Origin of the sequence: Methanothermobacter sp. DP (assembly GCF_026692625.1) — an archaeon.
Classification (GTDB): Archaea; Methanobacteriota; Methanobacteria; order Methanobacteriales; family Methanothermobacteraceae; genus Methanothermobacter; species Methanothermobacter marburgensis.
The window spans coordinates 554,627-573,708 of the sequence record NZ_CP113501.1 but is presented as its reverse complement, the minus strand read 5'-3'; the positions used below and the strand labels follow the sequence as shown (position 1 = coordinate 573,708).

At 49.7% G+C, this 19,082-nt stretch carries 13 protein-coding genes; 1 reads left to right on the top strand and 12 read right to left on the bottom strand.

The window, feature by feature from the left end; translation table 11 throughout:
- Nucleotides 1-10: 10 nt before the first annotated feature.
- The 12 genes from OXN82_RS03200 to uvrB form a co-directional block, all read right to left on the bottom strand.
- Complete coding sequence (locus tag OXN82_RS03200) at nucleotides 11-3,589, bottom strand: PAS domain S-box protein (protein ID WP_321211923.1); 3,579 nt, start codon at nucleotides 3,587-3,589, stop codon at nucleotides 11-13.
- A gap of 153 nt (nucleotides 3,590-3,742) precedes the next feature.
- The gene (locus tag OXN82_RS03195; RefSeq protein WP_321212144.1) at nucleotides 3,743-4,483 is read right to left on the bottom strand and encodes a cobaltochelatase subunit CobN; all 741 of its coding nucleotides are present in this window, start codon (nucleotides 4,481-4,483) and stop codon (nucleotides 3,743-3,745) included.
- Between the two features lie 107 nt (nucleotides 4,484-4,590).
- Nucleotides 4,591-5,040, bottom strand: coding sequence for an ATP-binding protein (locus OXN82_RS03190; RefSeq protein WP_321211922.1), 450 nt, complete (start codon nucleotides 5,038-5,040; stop codon nucleotides 4,591-4,593).
- Nucleotides 5,037-5,177, bottom strand: coding sequence for a hypothetical protein (locus tag OXN82_RS03185; RefSeq protein ID WP_321211921.1), 141 nt, complete (start codon nucleotides 5,175-5,177; stop codon nucleotides 5,037-5,039). The genes OXN82_RS03190 and OXN82_RS03185 overlap by 4 nt, the downstream gene beginning before the upstream one ends.
- A gap of 241 nt (nucleotides 5,178-5,418) precedes the next feature.
- Nucleotides 5,419-6,510, bottom strand: a complete 1,092-nt coding sequence (locus OXN82_RS03180; protein ID WP_321211920.1) for a glycosyltransferase family 4 protein — start codon at nucleotides 6,508-6,510, stop codon at nucleotides 5,419-5,421.
- Between the two features lie 110 nt (nucleotides 6,511-6,620).
- Nucleotides 6,621-7,709, bottom strand: a complete 1,089-nt coding sequence (locus OXN82_RS03175) for a DUF763 domain-containing protein (protein ID WP_321211919.1) — start codon at nucleotides 7,707-7,709, stop codon at nucleotides 6,621-6,623.
- Between the two features lie 83 nt (nucleotides 7,710-7,792).
- On the bottom strand, nucleotides 7,793-8,626 hold the full coding sequence (locus OXN82_RS03170) for a methanogen output domain 1-containing protein (RefSeq protein WP_321211918.1): 834 nt from the start codon (nucleotides 8,624-8,626) through the stop codon (nucleotides 7,793-7,795).
- Between the two features lie 130 nt (nucleotides 8,627-8,756).
- Complete coding sequence (locus OXN82_RS03165; protein ID WP_321211917.1) at nucleotides 8,757-10,508, bottom strand: histidine kinase dimerization/phosphoacceptor domain -containing protein; 1,752 nt, start codon at nucleotides 10,506-10,508, stop codon at nucleotides 8,757-8,759.
- A 30-nt stretch (nucleotides 10,509-10,538) separates the two neighbouring features.
- Nucleotides 10,539-10,973: a response regulator gene (locus OXN82_RS03160; RefSeq protein WP_300479176.1), complete on the bottom strand. Its 435-nt coding sequence runs from the start codon at nucleotides 10,971-10,973 to the stop codon at nucleotides 10,539-10,541.
- Complete coding sequence (locus OXN82_RS03155; protein WP_321211916.1) at nucleotides 10,974-12,002, bottom strand: sensor histidine kinase; 1,029 nt, start codon at nucleotides 12,000-12,002, stop codon at nucleotides 10,974-10,976.
- Between the two features lie 211 nt (nucleotides 12,003-12,213).
- Nucleotides 12,214-15,081, bottom strand: a complete 2,868-nt coding sequence (gene uvrA, locus OXN82_RS03150) for an excinuclease ABC subunit UvrA (protein ID WP_321211915.1) — start codon at nucleotides 15,079-15,081, stop codon at nucleotides 12,214-12,216.
- Between the two features lie 40 nt (nucleotides 15,082-15,121).
- Nucleotides 15,122-17,068 carry an excinuclease ABC subunit UvrB gene (gene uvrB / locus OXN82_RS03145; RefSeq protein ID WP_321211914.1) on the bottom strand — a complete coding sequence of 649 codons (1,947 nt, stop codon included), beginning with the start codon at nucleotides 17,066-17,068 and terminating at the stop codon, nucleotides 15,122-15,124.
- 133 nt (nucleotides 17,069-17,201) lie between these two features.
- Between uvrB and uvrC the strand changes: the two genes are divergently transcribed.
- Entirely contained in the window at nucleotides 17,202-18,941 is a 1,740-nt protein-coding gene (uvrC, locus tag OXN82_RS03140) for an excinuclease ABC subunit UvrC (protein ID WP_321211913.1), read from the top strand.
- Nucleotides 18,942-19,082: the final 141 nt, after the last annotated feature.

Genomic DNA, 19,082 nt, shown 5'->3' with positions numbered 1-19,082 from the left:
AAGCAGGTTATTATGAGGCACTATCAATAATTGGGAAGGTTATCCTGAAGCAGGCCCCATCACGGTTTCCGTATTCAAGTTCCCCGTCGATCTGTCTTACGAGGTTTGCCACAAGCTGCATTCCAAGGGATTTGAGTTCCTCTATGTTGAAGTCCGCTGGAAGGCCCCTGCCATTATCAGATATCTCAAGGACACAGTTATCACCGGTTTTTCTGATGGATACGCTTATCTTACCCCTATCCCCTGTGAATGCATGTTTCACCGAATTTGAGATTATCTCATTTGTTATGAGGCCAAGGGGGATGCATCTCTCCATCTCCACCATGATATCGTCGTATTCAAACTCGAGTTCTATGAATCTTCTGTCGTTTGACTGGAGTGTGACCATCTCATCTGCAAGTGTTCTGAGGTATTCCCCGAGGTTTATGGTGGATATGGCCTTTGACTGGTATATCTTTTCATGGGCGACCGCCATTGTCCTCACCCGCAGCTGACTATCCCTGAGGATATTCAGGATTTCAGGGTTGTCTGTGTAGGCTGACTGGAGTGAGAGTAGGCTTGCAACTATCTGGAGGTTGTTCTTGACCCGGTGGTGTATTTCCCGGAGAAGCACCTCCTTTTCATAGAGGGATTCGACGATCTGCCTGTGCACCATTATTCTCTGAATTCCATCAGAGATTTCAGCTCCAAGTATCTCAAGGAATTCAGTTTTTTCTGGGATTTCATCGTCCTTTAAACCCAGTTTAAGGGTTCCCTTAACCTCGTCATCGACTATTATGGGTATTTCAGCGAAATTTTCATGCAGTTTAATTTCAGGAAAATCAGGAAGTTCTTCAGGGGCATCCATTCCCCTCTCCAGTCGCAGGTCGGGTTCAATGTAGGCTGCCGCTGATCTGAATTCAGGGCACCTTATGATGGCATCAAGAACCCGTTCCATGAAGATACCTGGATCATCTGTCTCCGCAGATTTGAGTATGACATTTATGAGCCTCAGATGATTCTGATGTTCCATCATCCTCTTCCTGTAGGCCAGCTGCCTCACGGCCAGGAGGTAATACTGTGATAGGTGCTTAACAGCTCTCAGGTCTGATTTATGGAAATTTTCGCCCATGAGGATTATCTCGGATTTCATATCCCCTGATGATGAACTGACACGCAGGCTGTCCCCTGCAGATGAGATTCCATCCTCTGAAATTGCCTCAATTTCCTCATTACTGAGGCTGCCTGATACCAGAAGTTCCCTCCTGTTTTTAAGCCTTATGGCACCCTTCTCTGCACCTGTAACCTGGCATGCGGCATCAAGTATGTACTCTGTGAATTCCTCTATACTCTCAGCAGAAACCGCATGGGGGTATATCTCACTTAGAACCATCCTGACCCTTAGTTCATCCCTCAGCTTGTGCTGGGACATTTTGAGTTTTGTTATATCATTGAAGCTCAGCACAACCTGACCTGAACCTGGAATATCACCCCTGTGGACTATCATGTGGAGAATCCTATCATCGGCCTTCATCCTGAGGAGTGCCCGGCATTTGTCCTGGAGTTCATGGAGTTTCTCAAGGTCACCCTTATGGATGATATCGGCCATATTGATTCCCTCAGATCTGCCGAAGATCTCTTTAAAGACCCTGTTTGCCCTCAGAATATTGAAGTCCGCGTCTGTAACTGCAGTTGGGGTGGCCCTGTTTTCAAATATTGTCCTGTAACTTTCCCTTGATTTCTCGAGTTTCTTCTTGGTCTCAATGTAATCTGTAACATCCCGCAGTATCTCCACGGCACCTATGACCTTCTCATGTTCATCATAGATGGGAGATGTCTTGATCTGGAAGTGCCTTCCCATGTGCCCCACATGGACCTCAGCGTAGATTGAATTCCCATCCCTTCTGATATTCCTGTACCTTTCAGGGGCATCTTCAGATTTTAAAATGAACTCAAGAAGTCCCGGGGTTCTTTTACCGTAAAATGGAATTGCGTATGCCCTGTCACCCTCACCCATTATTTCTTCTTTCATTACACCTGTGAGCTTTTCCATTTCCCTGTTCCAGGCTATAACCCTTCCATCGGTGTCAATTGCGAATGTGGGGTCTGGTATTGACTCAAGGAGGTCCCTGAATTTTCTGTGTTCAGTTCTAAGTTTTTTATGGGCTCTGTAGAGGTCTGTCATGTCCCTGACTATGCCCATAACAAGGTCCCCTGACCTGTTGAGGGTAACCCTTGTGGGGAAAACCTCACCTGTGATTTTCCTGTGGAGCCAGTCGAATTCACACCTCTCACCGGACATTACCCTTTCAATAATGGCATGGGCCAATTCTGAGGACTTCCCATCCCTCTGGTACTCAGGTGAGAGTTCCCATGGGTGTTTGCCCTTTATTTCATCCTTTTCGGCCCTGAAGAGTTCCAAGGCGGTTCTGTTACAATCGATTATTTTTTCATCCTTCGCTAGGAATATGGCGTCCCCTGCATTCTCGAAGATCTCACGGTATCTGGTTGAAATGGAATCAAGTTCACTTTCTGAGGTGATTCTCCTGAGGGTCTCTGCTGTGCTTGAGGCAATTTCCCTGAGGAATTTCATCTCCGCATCATCGATTATCCTCATCGCTGAAACCACGAGGTAGAGTGGGTTTTTGCAGTTCTCCAGCTGGATGACCGCGGTTGACCCGCCCTTACCTTTGTGGATGCCTTCCCTCAGATCGACATCATGTATTGGGCCCTCACCTTCAGTAACACCATCAGGTGTCCTGAATGATGCATGGGAGTATCCCCCATCAACCAGGAGTTTGCATATACCTTTCATGAGTTCAGATGGATCGGTTGAAACCGCCGCCTTAAGGTTAATTCTGCTCAGAAGCTCCAGGCATCTGTTTGTCTTTCTAAGACGTCTCTCAACCATCTTCTGCCCTGTTACATCCCGGAACATGCAGAAGCCGCCCTTGAACTGGGACGACTCAGTTATGGGGTGGCCTGAGAGGATCATCCATTTCGTGGTACCATCAGATGCCCTGAAGCGGATCTCACGCTCCCCTGATACGCCCCTACGGCAGGAATCAAAAATACGCTCCATTGTTTTCCTGTCTCCAGGGTGGACAAAATCAAAGATGCTTTTTCCTGTAATATCTCCGCGTCTGCAGGATAAAAAGTCAGCCATCCTCTTATTGCAGTACTGTATAATTCCATCTGAACTGAATATACAGACTCCCTCACCCGTTGTATCCAGTATCTGCTGGTACCTTCTGTTGGCATGGGAGAGGAGTTTCTGCATCTTGTTCTTGTACAGGGCGAGTTCAAGGGCGTATGCAAGTTCCCTTGAATTGAAGGGTTTCAGGAGATAGGCGTCCGGCTCAACTTCAGATGCCCTCTCGAATATCTTGCGGCTGGAATATGCTGTGAGGAACACCACAGGCACATCAATGACCCTCTTTATGGCGCTTGCGGCCCTTACTCCATCAATCTCTGACTGGAGGACTATGTCCATGAGGATGATGTCGGGTTTCATCCTGAGGGCGGTTTCAATGGCTTCCTCCCCGGTACTCACAGAAACCGCATCATATCCCCATGATTCAAGCAGCCTTACAAGTTCAAGTGCGGTCACTGCCTCATCCTCAACGACAAGGGCAGATGGCCTGTATATGTATATTGCTTTTCTTGGTATATTAAACCTTCTATGTTAAAGAAAAAAAGGGGTACCTCAATGAATGTTCTTCTTCTTTCCCGGTAATATTGAGTGAATCCGTATATGAACCCATTACTCAAGTTCATATTCAATGTTGAGAACCATCTCCCTTATCCTCTCAATCACCTCATCCGGTGCGTCCCAGTAGCCCCTCTCAGCCGTTTCAAGGAGTATCTCACCCATACGGACCGCTGCAAAGGGGTTGTTCTCTGTGATCCTTCTCCTCATTTCATCGTCAAGTATCAGTGTCTCTGCAACATCATCATATACCCAGTTCTCCACAGCCCCTGTTGTGGCTGAGAAGCCCAGGAGGTGCTCCACACGGTCCTTGATGTTTTTTGCCCCGTGATAATCATGGGCCAGCATCCCGTCAAGCCAGCGGGGGTTGAGGACCCTGCACCTTGCAGCCCTCCCTATGACTTCCTCAAGGCCCTCAACGTAGAGCTCGTCCTCAGTTGAGTCCACAACCCTCACGCTGCATGAACCTCCAAGGCTCCTTATGGATGATGTGAGGCCACCCATGAATTCATAGTAGTGGTCTAGGTCTGTCACCTCGTACTCCACGTTGTCCCTCTCCTGGGCCACCACCTCCACCCTCTGGAGGTTCCTCCTGAACTCATCCCCGGCCTCCCTGACACCGCCAGGAAGGTGGGCGTAACACATCTCCTCCATGTAGGTGGATGCAAGTTCATCCTCAGAGTTCCAGCTTCCGTCATCGATGATTTCGGGTAGTGTGCTTGCATACTCTGATGGTGCCGGTCCAAATATCCTTGCGGGAACCTTCGCCGGCCCGTCCTCAAGGTTGTGCTTCAGGATGTGGTTGTCCTCAGGGTCCTCTGGAAATCAAGTGCCTGCTTTATGACATTTATCCTCTCATTGGGTCAGTGAGGGCCTCCACATCCACACTCAAACCGAACCTGTCAATTATCTGGGGCCTGAGGTCCCCTCAGGTTCATGGTACCTGCAAGTATGAACCTTGAGGGGTGTCTCACAGATATGCCCTCACGTTCAACTATGTTCACACCCATGGCTGCTGCGTCAAGTAAAACGTTGACCACATGGTCATCGAGGAGGTTGACCTCGTCGATGTAGAGGATGTTTCCATTGGCCCTTGCAAGTAATCCTGGCTCAAGGGCCTTTATACCATCATGGAGCGCCCTCCTTATGTCGAGGGTTCCCACCACCATGTCCTCTGTTGCCGAAACAGGAAGGTCAACAACCTCCATCTTCGCGGACCTCACCTGAAGTTTCCCATGCATTTTAAGTTTTTCCTGGCACTCCATGCATAGTTCAGATCCATCAGGGTCGCATCCGAACCTGCAGCCATCCACGATGTTTCTTTCTGGAAGAATGTCACTCAGGGCCCTCACTGCAGTTGACTTTCCTGTACCCTTATCCCCCGTATCAGGACACCGCCTATTGCAGGGTTTACTGCGTTGAGGACGAGGGCCTTCTTCAGCATCTCCTGGCCTGTGATTGCTGTAAACGGAAAGTATGCTGTATCCAACCTATCACCATCTGGGTGTATCTCAGCAGGGTATTTAATAATTACTAAAAAAATCCAAGTATTACTTATAAGCATATGAAATCTAGAAAAGTAATAAAAATTTTTCTCTTTAAATTCCCGTGAATCTGGCAGCGAAAGATCTTCAGGATAGAATCACGCAAAAACAAAGAAGACAGCTAAAAAACAAACATATCACTAATTTCAGAATGAAATAACCTGATATAAATTATCAGAGGGAGATCTATGAAACCTCCCTGTAAACTTCAAGTATCCGCCTCACCTGCTTCTCTGTGCTGAATGAATCTGCCACTGCAAGGCCCCTCTCTCTGATCGCCTCAACCTCCTCTCTGTTATCAGGGTCAAGGATATGGTTTATCTTCTCTGCAATTGCAGCAGAATCCCTGGGCGGTACACTGTAGCCTGTCTCAGAGTCCCTTACAAATTCCCTGAGACCTCCAACCAATGTTGCAATGGTTGGGGTTCCACAGGCAAGGGCTTCAAGGGCCACAAGACCAAAGGGTTCCTCAAGGGAGGGTAGAACAAAAATATCAGCCGCGTTCATCCAGAGGGCGACCTCCTCGTATGGCACAGGTTCCATGAACCTCACATCAGCATCCAGTGAATCAGCGATTTCTGTGAGCCTATTCATGTATCCTGTATCCACAGGGGCCCCCAGAACTATGCACTGAACATCAGCCGCATCAACATTCCTCATGGCTTCAAGGAGATACAGAACCCCCTTTCGGGGTATAATGTTACCAACAAACAGGATTATCCTTTTATCATTATTTAAACCAAGTTTTTCGCGGGTTTCACTCTTCTCCATTGGCCGGAAAATTTCTCTGTTGACCCCCATATTTATTATATGAACCCTATCCTCATCAACGTTGAATTCTGTCACGAGTTTATCCCTTATGTCCCTGCTTACAGCTATAACTGCAGCTGCCCTTCTGAGGACAAAAGCCGTGATCTTAAAGAGAAGACGATTCCTTTTTGCAAGATTGTTAATATCGCCGCCGTGGACAGTTATGACCAGGGGTTTTCTGGTTATCCAGTGACATATTAACCCTATGAAGCCAGTTGGGAAGGCATAATGTGCATGGATCACATCGAACCTCTTTGAAATGGAAGACCATATGGATCTAATCAGCAGGGAGCTGTACTTGCATATCAGCCTGACCTTACCCTTCCTCTGATCTGTGTTTGCAACAACGAACTGTTCAACATCCGTGTAACGTTTGAATGCATTCACATGGACCCTGATGAAACTACCGAAGGATACATTTTCCTTACCTGGATACATGTTTGAAATCACAAGAACTCGCTGAACCAAACCATCACCTCATAGGTCATAACAGTGAATAATATAATCTTTCTGGAGTAAAACTTAAAACTTACTGAGAAGACGAACATCAAAACCTAAACCCTGAAGAATGAAAAAAACTAAACCCTCAAGAATCTTTCAAGTGACTCAAGTGCCCTAAGGCGATCCCTTCTGTCAATTCTGGCCTCCTCAAGAGCACCCTTAAGATAATCCACTGTGCTGTCATATGTATCCCTATCCACGGGGTACGGGTATCCGTCCTTGCCGCCATGTGCATAGCTGTATTTCACAGGATCCCTCCAGCTTACCTCCTCACCGTATACGAGGTCGGCAACAAGGGCCAGGGCCCTGATCTTTTTGGGTCCAAGGCCGTCAATCATGACCAGTTCCTCATAGTTTCCAGGCTGGATCTCGTGTGCCCTTTCAAGGACAGCCATGTCCCTCTCTGTGAGGTCCACAGGTAGAACCTCATGGTGTCCGGGCATGTCAAGTACATTGAAGTCAAAGAGTGTCCTCTGTCCTGTTAGGTAACCCCTGAGGTGTGAGGGGCCATCGCAGACGATGTCAACACTAACTTCACGGGCGCCACTACTTGTGGGTGAGGTCATGTCAAGGACCTTCCCCATGGTCCTATCCGATGATATCCCGCTGTGGGGTGAGTCAACATAATCCCCAACCCCTGAACCAAGCCAGTGGTACCTCCTGGCATATCCTCCATCAGGGTTGAGTCCCTGCTGTACAACAGCCCACTCACCATCGGCGTCAACAAGGAAGGTGTGCTGGTAGAGGCTGAAACCGTCCTGTATACAGTTACCATCCACCCTGGCAGCTATCCTGCTGGAATAAACCAGTTGAGAGGAATCAAGGTCAAAGAGTTTCCCTGCAGCCTCAATTTCCCCTGGTGTCATGCGGGACGCCCTTCCCTTACCACCTGCAACCAGTATACCGTGCCTTTTGGGGTCAAGTGCAGATTTTAGGGCCCCGCAAGTAGTTGTTGTTGTCCCTGAAGAGTGCCAGTCAAATCCGATGGTGCAGGAGAAGGCCTGAAACCAGAAGGGGTCGGATATCCTTGATATGAACTCAGAGGTCCCGTACTCCTCAATTATAACCTCAGCTATGGCACCTGAGAGTTCGACCATCCTCCTCATGAGCCAGGCAGGTGGATGACCCCCATGGAGGGGGAGATTTGCGATACCCGTTCTCCTCATTAAAGACCACTTAGAAGATTATTTCAACCTGAACCTTTGAAAGGTTTGTGTGGGGTATATGGTTTTTGAGTCCAGCGAAACGATCACTTCACGCTGAACCTGAAGAGGCACCTCTCTGATCCATCAGCAATATGGTCAAGTGCCCTGAAATCACCAGGAAGTCCACTCCAGTCCCAGCTCAGCTTGAGAATGGCCTCACAGTTGAGGCAGAATCCAGGGTTCTTCCCTGCATCATCAATCCATGGACAGTTCTCAAATTCAACGTAGACATTCTCATCATCCTCAAGAAAGCCCACCCTGATAGTGAAGTTCTCAAATACATCTGCAACCCACGCAAGGTATGCCTCAAGTGTGTCCTCGTAGGGGGATTCCTCCATATATGATTCAAATCCGGGTTTAAGTTCAGATATGATCCTATCCCTGAATATCCCTGATAACAATTCCCTGATCTCATCCCGGTCGGCATCTGGTGAGGGCATTGCATTGAGGATGAAGTTGTAGAAGTCTGAGATTATCCTCTTCCTCATGAGTTCCATTTCCCTCATGGCAGACCTGTGCCGGTATATTGCCATCTCAATGTTGGCGTTGAGTTCAGACGATTTGAAGGGTTTCACAATGTACCCGTAGGGCTCCGTTATCTTTGCACGTGCCAGCATCTCCTCATCGGCGTAGGCTGTGAGGTAGATTATGGGGATGTTAAAGCGGTCCCTTATCTCCCTTGCGGCCTCTATCCCATCCATTTCACCCTTGAGAACTATATCCATGAGGACAAGGTCCGGTTCATGTATCTTACTTGCCCTTATGGCGTCCCTGCCTGTTGAGACGGTATCCACCACCTCATGGCCCATTGTCTCAAGCTTGTGTCTTATACCCATCGCAACTATGGCCTCGTCCTCAACAACAAGAATTTTTGCCATAAAATCTCCCCAAGGTCTTTTTAATTCAGATGATCCTCAATCATTCTGGAATCACTGAAACTTAAAATTTGATGTGAAATCTGACCTTTAAGCCGCCTGTGGCAGTTTAAAAGCAGGGCACATCCTGAACCTAAAACCTCTTACTGTACTCAACCTCACGGAACTTCACAGTGAACCTGGCAGGCCTCTCTATCCTGAGTTCACCATTTATCTGATCCACAAGGTTCCTCACAATCCTTAGACCCAGAGTGCTGGTATTCTCAAGGTCAAGGTCCTCTGGCAATCCCACACCATTATCTGAAACGATGAGGGTGTAAAGGTCACCATTTCTGTGAACCTCCACCGTGATTTCTCCTCCATCATCAGGGAACGCGTACTTTATACTGTTGGTTACAAGTTCATTCACTATGAGACCACAGGGAATTGCTGTTTCGATGTTAAGCATAACATCATCCACGCGGATTCTCACATCTATCTCACTTCTATCTGCACCGTATGAGTCAAGGAGGTCACTGAGAAGTGTCTTGATGTAGTCCCTGAGGTTGACCCGTGATAGGTCCCTTGACTCGTAGAGCTTTTCATGTATGAGCGATATGGCTTCTATCCTGTGCTGGCTATCCATGTAGAGTTCCCTCAGGCGGGGGTCTCCTGTGATGGATGCCTGCAGCATCAGGAGAGTTGAGATTATCTGGAGGTTGTTCTTGACCCGGTGATGTATCTCCCTGAGGAGCAGCTCCTTCTCCCTGAGGGATTCTCGAAGGCGCTTCTCAACCGACTTCTTATGGGTTATATCCATGAGGGAGAGGAGACATTTCTTGCTTCCCGGGATGGTGACCGTCGTTGCAAAGAAGTTCCTCTCCTCACCCCTCCTGTTTTTGAGTGTGAGCTCAAAGTTCTTTGGTATGGCATCAGGGTTAACGGACATTAACCTGTGGTATGCCTCTATACGCCCTGCATCAGAGGGATCCACAAAGTCCGTGAGCTTCATGTAACCCTGTATTTCCCCCTTGCTGTAGCCAGAAAACCTTTCAAAGGCACTGTTTGCAAGCTCTATCACCATATCACTGCCACAGATAATTGTGAGGGTACCTGTATTCTCAAATATTACCCTGTACTCCTCCTTGCTGGCCTTAAGTTCCTTTTCAATCCTCTTCTGGACCGTGATATCCTTACCCATCAGGTATATAAGTTTCTCATCATCCACCTCAACCGCTGTTACGGATACATCAAGGGTGCGGCCCCGTAGACCCACCGTGAACTTCATAGGGCCACCCTCGCAGTCCCCCATGAGCCTCTTGAAGTCCTCCTCACTGATCCATTCACTGATGTTTCTGCCGATTATATCATCAGCAAATGATTTCAGAAATCCCGCTGCAGCAGGGTTAACATCAATTATGGTGCCGTCGGGTGAACATATTAATATGGGGTTACCTGATTTCTCAAAGAGGGCCCTGTACTTCCTTTCACTCTCTTTAAGGGCCCTCTGAGCCTCACGGACCTTTCTCTCCTCTTCTGCTTCCTGAAGGGCCCTTCTGAAAGCCAGGGGTAACTTTGAAAGGTTATTTTTGAGTACATAATCTGTTGCCCCCGCCTTCAGCATCTCAACGGCAAATTCCTCCCCAATCTTTCCACTCACGAATATGAAGGGGATATTATCTCTCTCCCTCACTATCCTCAGGGCTGATACACCGTCAAAGTCGGGGAGGGTATGGTCGGCCAGGATGATGTCTGGCTGGAATTCCTCAAGGGCCCTTCTGAAGGAGTCCTCACTGTCAACTGTGAGATGTTGGAAGTCTATACCATCCCTCTCAAGCTCCCTTATGACAAGTTCAGCGTCAAGGGGGACATCCTCAAGGATCAGCACCTTAACCTTTTCTGACATTGGAAATCCTCTGAATATAAACCATGCGAACTACTCAGGTGGCTGATTTATGATCATCCAGTAGAATCCCAGGGTTGAAACCGCGTTTATGAATTCATCGAATTCCACGGGTTTGCTCACGTAGCTGTTAACCCCAAGCTTGTAGCTCTCAACTATATCCCGGTCCTCCTTGGATGAAGTCAAAACCACCACCGGGATTCTGGATGTGCTTTCATTTCTCTTAATCTCCTGGAGAACCTCAAGCCCATCAACCTTGGGCATCCTGAGGTCAAGGAGTATGAGCTTCGGGAGGTTATCAGGGTCCCTCTCAGAGTAGGATCCCCTTGCAAATATGTAGTCAAGGGCCTCTGCACCATCCTTGACCCAGTGGAGCTTGTTTGCAAGGTTGTTTTTCTTCAGTGCCCTTATTGTTAGTTCAGCGTCTGTCGGGTTGTCCTCAACAAGTAGTATATCTGCATCTGTCATTTATCCCACCGCCTTTGGTAATGTGAAGTATATTGTTGCTCCGGCATCAACCTCACCTTCACCCCAGACTCTTCCTCCGTGCCTCTTTATTATCCTCTGGACTATTGAGAGGCCCACGCCGGTTCCCTCAAATTCCTCCTGACTGTGGAGTCTCTGGAAGAGTCCAAAGAGTTTTCCCACATATTTCATGTCAAATCCTGCCCCGTTATCCCTGACATAGTAGATGTGCTCATCGCCCCCGTCCATGTATCCCACCTCAATCCTTGCGGGGTTTCTGTCCCTTGTGAATTTTATGGCGTTTGAGAGGAGGTTACCCATCACCTGCCCCATGAGTACCCTGTCTGCCACTGCAGGGGGGAGGTCCTCCACCGAAAACTCTATGACCCTTCCTTCTTCCTGTGCGGCAAGTTCCCGGTAGGTTGACTCTGCAAGTTCCCTCATGTCCAGAGTCACAGGGTTCATCTCCTGCCTTCCGGCCCTTGACAGGAGGAGGATGTCATCGATGAGCTGCCCCATCTTCTTCGTGTTCTCCCTGATTATTCCAATGACCCTGAGACCATCCTCATCAAGTTTATCCTCATAGTCCTCAACAAGTATCCTTGAAAATCCGTCAATGGCCCTTAAAGGGACGCGGAGGTCATGTGAAACCGAGTATGCAAATGCCTCGAGTTCCTTATTGGCATCCTCAAGTTCCGCGGCCTTTTTTGCCAGTTCACGGTTCAGTTTTCTGAGGGAGCGGACCTTCTCAATCCTTTCAATGAGCAGTGCGATCATTACTGTGAAGAGCATCAGGAGGACTATCCTGAAGAGTTCATCTGATATGTTGAATCCAACTGCGCGTGTCATTGGCTGAATTATGAGTAGAGCCATGAATACTGCAAAAACAAAAAGAGCCCATTTAATTACCCTTCCTGAGGGTTTTGGGATTGCGATGAGAGGTAAAATCAGAAAAATTCCATGTATCCAGTTGAAGGATAACATCATAACTGCCGCTGCAATCATCATCAAAAGGTCTTCACGGTATTTCATGATAACCACATAAAATTTATGGGGATGATCATATAAAAAATTTCCTTTAAAGGAGTGGAGTGAAACACCTTTATCTTACGATAAGCAGAGTAAAACACCTTTATCTTACGATAAAGAATATAAAAGCGAATATAAAAGAGGCATGTGGTTTAAAAAAGACCATATAAAAAAATTAACATAAAAACTGCTCACTGAGAGCAGACAAAACCTGCTACTTTCCAGTGTCCTGTCCCACAGGGACCCTCTCATTCTGTACCCCACTGAGGACATCCCTGAGGAACCGTCCTGTGTGCGTTCCTGAGTTAGCAACCTCCTCAGGTGTCCCCTCAGCAACCACAAGGCCTCCCCTGTCACCTCCCTCAGGTCCAAGGTCTATGATGTGGTCCGCAGACTTTATAACGTCAAGGTTGTGTTCTATCACAACGGCTGTGTTACCTGCGTCCACAAGCCTTCCCAGGACATTGAGGAGTTTCTTGATGTCATCGAAGTGGAGTCCCGTGGTTGGTTCATCGAGGATGTAGAGTGTTTTCCCGGTGCTCTTCCTCCCAAGTTCCTTTGCCAGTTTGACCCTCTGGGCCTCACCACCCGAGAGTGTTGTGGCTGGCTGACCCAGCTTTATGTAGCCAAGGCCCACGTCATAGAGTGTCTGCAGCTTCTTCCTCACCTGGGGTATGCTCTCAAAGAACTCAAGAGCCTCCTCCACGGTCATATCAAGGACCTCTGCGATGTTCTTACCCCTGTATCTTACCTCAAGGGTCTCCTCATTGTACCTTCTACCCCTGCAGACCTCGCATGGGACATAGACGTCTGCAAGGAAGTGCATCTCTATCTTGATTATCCCGTCACCACTGCAGGCCTCACAGCGGCCCCCCTTGACGTTGAAACTGAACCTGCCTGGCCTGTAGCCCCTCTTTTTTGCCTCGGGGGTCTGGGCGAAGAGTTCCCTTATATGGGTGAATACTCCCGTATAGGTGGCGGGGTTTGACCGTGGTGTTCTACCGATTGGTGACTGGTCTATCATCACAACCTTATCGATGTGCTCAAGGCCCTCGATGTCGGTGTGCTCACCTGCATTCATGTGCTTATGGTGGAGCCTCTCATAGACTCCCCTGTAGAGTATCTCGTTGACCAGTGTGCTCTTACCTGAACCTGATACGCCGGTGACACAGGTGAAGACACCCAGGGGGATCCTCACATCAATGTCCTTAAGGTTGTTGGCCCTGGCCCCCCTCACCGTGAGGTACTTCCCTGAATGCCCCCTCCTGAATTCGGGTACAGGTATTGTTTCCCGGCCCGACAGATACGCCCCTGTGAGGGATGCCGGGTCCTCCATTATCTCCTGGGGTGTCCCCTCTGCAACCACGTGTCCACCGTGTTCCCCGGCACCGGGTCCAATGTCAACCACGTGGTCAGCGGAGAGTATGGTTTCCTCGTCGTGTTCAACCACTATGAGGGTGTTCCCCAGGTCCCTGAGCCTCTTGAGTGTCTCAATCAGCCTCATGTTATCCCGCTGGTGGAGGCCTATGCTGGGCTCGTCCAGGATGTAGAGTACCCCCACAAGGCCCGATCCAATCTGGGTTGCAAGCCTTATCCTCTGGGCCTCGCCACCTGAGAGTGTGCCTGAGGACCTTGAAAGTGTAAGGTAGTCCAGGCCCACGTCAATCAGAAACCGTAGCCTCTCACGTATCTCCTTGAGGATCTCCCTTGCGATGTACTCCTCCCTCCCGGTGAGTTCAAGGCCCTCAAAGAAGCTGTAGGCCTCGCTCACTGACATTTCAACAACATCGTGTATTGATTTTCCACCCACAGTGACCGATAGGCTCTCCGGCCTCAACCTGCTACCCTTACAGACCGGGCATGCATGGTTGCTCATGAATTTACCTATGTAGGTCCTCATGTAGTTGGACTTGGTCTCCATGTAGATCCTTTCCATCCTGGGTATAACACCCTCGAAACGCCTGTTAACACGGTAGGTTCTGTTTTTCCGCTGGAATACGAACTGGATCTTCTCATCTGTCCCGTAGAGGATGGCCCTCCTGTGTTCCTCGTCCAGTTCACCGAAGGGGGTGTCCAGGCTGAAGCCGTAGTGCTCTGCCACAGCCCTCAGCATCTGGTGGTAGTAGTTGTCCCTCTTACCTGACCTGCTCCATGGTACTATGGCCCCCTCATTTATGGAGCGCTCAGGGTAGGGTACGACGAGGTCAGGGTCGATTTCAAGTTTGCTTCCAAGCCCATTGCACTCTGGACATGCCCCATGGGGGCTGTTGAATGAGAACATCCGTGGGCTTATCTCCTCAAAGTTTATGCCACAGTCAGGGCAGGCGAAGTGTTCACTGTAGACCCTCTCCTGGCCTGTGTCATGGTAGAGAACCCGGAGTGTACCCTCACCCATCTCCAGGGCTGTTTCAACAGAGTCTGCGAGTCTCTTCCTGAATTCCGTGTCCTTTCTAACAGCAAGGCGGTCCACCACCACATCGACCGAGTGTTTCCGGTTTCTGTCAAGGTTGAATTCCTCGTCAAGGTCCCTTATTTCACCGTCAACCCTGACCCTTACGAAGCCCTGTTCCCTGAGCCTCTCAAAAACCCGCTGGTGCTCGCCCTTCCTGTCCCTCACCACCGGTGCCAGTATGATAATCCTTGTGCCCTCATCGTCCTCCATTATACGGTCCACTATCTGGGTTGATGTCTGCTGCTCTATCTCCCTTCCGCAGAGGTAGCAGTGGGGTTTACCTATCCTTGCAAAGAGGAGCCGGAGGTAGTCGTAGATCTCTGTTATGGTCCCCACGGTTGAGCGGGGGTTGACCCTTGTGGTCTTCTGGTCTATGGATATTGCAGGTGAGAGGCCCTCTATGTAGTCCACCTCGGGCTTCTTCATCTGCCCCAGGAACTGCCTTGCATAGGCCGAGAGGGACTCAACGTATCTCCGCTGGCCCTCAGCGTATATGGTGTCAAAGGCCAGTGAAGACTTCCCTGACCCGCTTATACCTGTTATAACGATGAATTTATCCCTTGGGAGTTCAAGGTCAATGTTCTGGAGGTTGTGTTCCCTTGCACCCTTAATAACTATCTTTCCACTCATAACTCTCAGAATCTCCACTCATTCCATATGAAGTTCGGTTTTATTTTGATGAGGACCCCTTAAGGGACATTATCTGGTCCCTGAGTCTCGCGGCCCTCTCGAATTCCAGGTTCCTTGCGGCCTCACGCATCTCGGCCTCAAGGTCCTTTATTATGACTTCAAGTTCATCCCGGGGTATCTCCTCAGCCTTAAGCTCCTCTTTCTCCTTCTTCTCCCTGAGGGTCCTTCTTGTGCTCCTTGGCTTTATACCGTGCCTGCGGTTGTACTCCATCTGGAGCTTTCTCCGCCTGTTGGTGGTCTCAACCGCGGCCTTAACAGAGTCCGTGAGTCTGTCGGCGTATATCAGCACCTGGCCGTTGACGTTCCTGGCGGCCCTACCGATTGTCTGTATGAGGGAGGTCTCTGATCTGAGGAAGCCCTCCCTGTCGGCGTCGAGGATCGCCACCAGTGAAACCTCCGGTAGGTCCAGTCCCTCCCTGAGGAGGTTCACACCCACCAGGCAGTCGAATTCACCACGTCTGAGGTCGTCTATGATCTCAACACGCTCAAGGGTATCTATCTCTGAGTGGAGGTACCTCACCCTCACACCAACCCGTGAATAATAGTCGGTGAGGTCCTCTGCCATCCTCTTGGTGAGGGTGGTTACGAGAACCCTCTGGCCAAGTTCAACCCTCCTTCTTATCTCAGAGAGGAGGTCGTCAACCTGTCCCTTAACAGGCCGGATCCTGACCTCCGGGTCCACGAGGCCAGTGGGCCTTATGATCTGTTCAACGATGTTCTGGCTCCTGGAGAGTTCATATTTACCCGGGGTTGCAGAGACATAGATCACCTGGTTTATGCTCTCCTGGAATTCGTCGAAACGTAGCGGGCGGTTCTCCTTTGCACTGGGGAGTCTGAAGCCGTACTCAACGAGTGTCTCCTTCCTTGCCCGGTCACCATTGTACATTCCCCTTATCTGGGGGACGGTCACGTGTGATTCGTCGATGACCGTCAGGAAGTCATCGGGGAAGTAGTCAAGGAGGGTGTTGGGTTTCTCACCCCACTTCCTGCCGCTTAGGTGCATTGAGTAGTTCTCTATGCCCTGGCAGTAGCCCATCTCCCTTAGCATCTCCATGTCGAATCTTGTCCTCTGCTCCAGGCGCTGGGCCTCAAGGAGTTTATTCTGGGTCCTGAGTTCCCTGAGGCGATCCTCGAGTTCCTCCTCTATTGACTCTATGGCCCTCTGGAGTCTGTCCTCAGGGATCACGAAGTGCTTGGCAGGGAATACGGTTATGCGGTCCAGTTTCTGGAGCCTCTTACCTGTTACCCTGTGGACGGTTGATATGGAGTCCACCTCATCCCCGAACAGCTCTATCCTGATTGGTGGTGTTCCGTGGATAGGGTTTATCTCTATGGTGTCGCCGCGAACCCTGAACTGGCCCCTGTCGAATTCCACGTCGTTCCTCTCGTACTGCATGCTGACAAGGCTTGAGAGGATCTCTTCCCTCCCGATGGTTGAGCCCACCTCAAGGTGGAGGGTGAACTCCCCGTAATCTGCGGGGGCCCCTATGCCGTAGATGCAGGATACACTGGATACCACTATAACGTCGTCCCTTGATAGGAGCGCCTGGGTGGCTGAGTGCCTCATCCTGTCTATCTCATCGTTTATTGAGGCCTCCTTGTCTATGTAGGTGTCTGTCTGTGGTATGTAGGCCTCTGGCTGGTAGAAGTCATAGTAACTCACAAAGTACTCCACCGCGTTATCAGGGAAGAACTCCCTGAACTCCTCGTAGAGCTGGGCAGCCAGTGTCTTGTTGTGGGATATGACCAGCGTTGGTTTCTGGACCTCCTCGATGACATTGGCGATGGTGAAGGTCTTACCTGACCCTGTGACCCCCAGGAGGGTCTGCTCCCTCATTCCGGAGTTTATACCCTCAACAAGGGACCTTATCGCCTTTGGCTGATCCCCGAGGGGTCTGTAATCTGATACCAGTTTAAATTTCATCACAAATCACTTAAAATGAGAAACTCCATTTATGGTGAAAATATATTTTCAGGTCACATTATATATACCTTTGCAGTTAGAAGAGTGATACATCGAGTATACATCTGCAGTCTTAGAATGTTAAAGGGATGATAGGTTGACAAGGGTCAGGGATCCAGGGAAACTTCCAGACAGGACAGGCGTTTACATATTCCGTGATGAAAACGACAGGGTCCTCTACGTCGGCAAATCGGTCTCAATAAGGAAGAGGGTCGCATCCTACTTCAGGGAACACGAGAACCCCCGCCTCAGGGTCATGATGAGGCACCTTGACAGCATAGAGTACATCCTCACAGAGAATGAAAAGGAGGCCCTCATCCTTGAATCCAACCTAATAAAGAGGTACAGGCCCCCCTACAACGTCCGCCTCAAGGACGATAAGAGGTACCCATTCATAAAGATAACAGACGAGGAATACCCCCGTGTAATCATAACAAGGACCATCGGGGGTGACAGTGCAAGGTACTACGGGCCATTCACCGATACAGGGTCCGTGAGGAAGACCCTGAAGTTCATAAAGTCCCTCTTCAAAATCAGAAGCTGCAGAAGGATGGATGGGCCCTGCCTCAACAGCCAGATAGACCTCTGCCATGCCCCCTGCGATGGTGGGATAAGCAGAGAGGACTACCTTGAAATCATTGAAAGGGTGGACCTCTTCTTCCAGGGCCGATACAGGGAGGTGATTGAGGCTCTTGAGGCAGAGATGCGCGATGCCTCAGAAAAGCTGGAATTCGAGAGGGCTGCGGTTATCCGGGACCAGATTGAATCAATACGTGAGGTTATGGAGAGGCAGTACGCGGCCTTCACAGACTCTATCGACCAGGACATAGTGGCCCTGGAGACCAGTGGTGATAACTCCGTCGTTGTGGTTCTGCAGATCCGTGACGGTAAGATCACAGGGAAGGATGACTTCATGCTGAGGGGCTCAGCAGATAGGAGGGAGATCCTTGAGTCCTTCCTCAAGCAGTACTATGCAATCCCCCGTTATATCCCCTCAGAGATCCTGGTGCAGTACCCCATAGGGGATGAGGTCATAGCAGAGTGGCTCTCTGAGCTCAGGGGTGGTGAGGTCAGGATACATTCACCAGAGGGGGGCTCAGGCAGGAGACTCCTGAACATTGCCTGGAAGAACGCCTCCGTCATCCTCCAACAGAAGGGTAAGGTGAAGGATGCGCTCCTTGAACTCAAGGGTGAACTCAAGCTCCCCTCCATTCCCAGACGGATTGAGGGCCTTGACATATCCAATATTGGTGGTGAACACGCAACAGGTTCAGTCGCCGTCTTCCTGGATGGTAAACCCGCCCCTGGAATGTACCGCCGCTACCGTATAAGGACCAGGGGCCCGGATGACTATGCCATGATGAGGGAACTCGTCATGAGGAGGTACTCAGGTGATGAAACTGAAAAACCGGACCTCGTGCTGATTGACGGGGGTAAGGGGCAGCTCTCAGCAGCACTGGATGCCCTCAGGTCATGTGGTCTGGATCTGCCTGTTGTGGGCATAGCAAAGAGGGAGGAGGATGTATACCTTCCCGGGCTTTCAGAGCCAGTTGAGGTATCAGACGGCGCCCTTCAGCTGCTCAGACACCTCCGTGACGAGGCCCACAGGTTTGCAGTTGAATACCACCGGAGGATCAGGGACAGAAAATCCCTTGAGTCAGAACTCGACAGTATAAGGGGTGTTGGTCCCAGGAGGAAGAGGGCCCTCCTGGAGCACTTTGGAAGTGTTGAGGGTATAGGGAATGCCAGTGTGGAGGAACTTGCTGCGGTAAGGGGCATGAACCGCCCGGTGGCAGAGAGAATATACAGACACTTCAGAAGGGTTGATAATGGCTGAATCCCCCCCATAGGGTTTTCTGCAGTTTGGAAGTGTTTTATGGGGTGATAACGGAATTTTCCAGCAAATTATTTATACTGATCATCCACATAATACTGATTGACTGTGTGAACCTTACTTTGGGGGATGGATGATATCCAG

What these genes read in the sequence shown, in the direction of transcription:
- OXN82_RS03175 (WP_321211919.1), bottom strand. Translation starts at nt 7,709, where the DNA reads ATGAGGAGAACGGGTATCGCAAATCTCCCCCTCCATGGGGGTCATCCA.
- OXN82_RS03170 (WP_321211918.1), bottom strand. Translation starts at nt 8,626, where the DNA reads ATGGCAAAAATTCTTGTTGTTGAGGACGAGGCCATAGTTGCGATGGGT.
- OXN82_RS03165 (WP_321211917.1), bottom strand. Translation starts at nt 10,508, where the DNA reads ATGTCAGAAAAGGTTAAGGTGCTGATCCTTGAGGATGTCCCCCTTGAC.
- OXN82_RS03160 (WP_300479176.1), bottom strand. Translation starts at nt 10,973, where the DNA reads ATGACAGATGCAGATATACTACTTGTTGAGGACAACCCGACAGACGCT.
- OXN82_RS03155 (WP_321211916.1), bottom strand. Translation starts at nt 12,002, where the DNA reads ATGAAATACCGTGAAGACCTTTTGATGATGATTGCAGCGGCAGTTATG.
- uvrA (WP_321211915.1), bottom strand. Translation starts at nt 15,081, where the DNA reads ATGAGTGGAAAGATAGTTATTAAGGGTGCAAGGGAACACAACCTCCAG.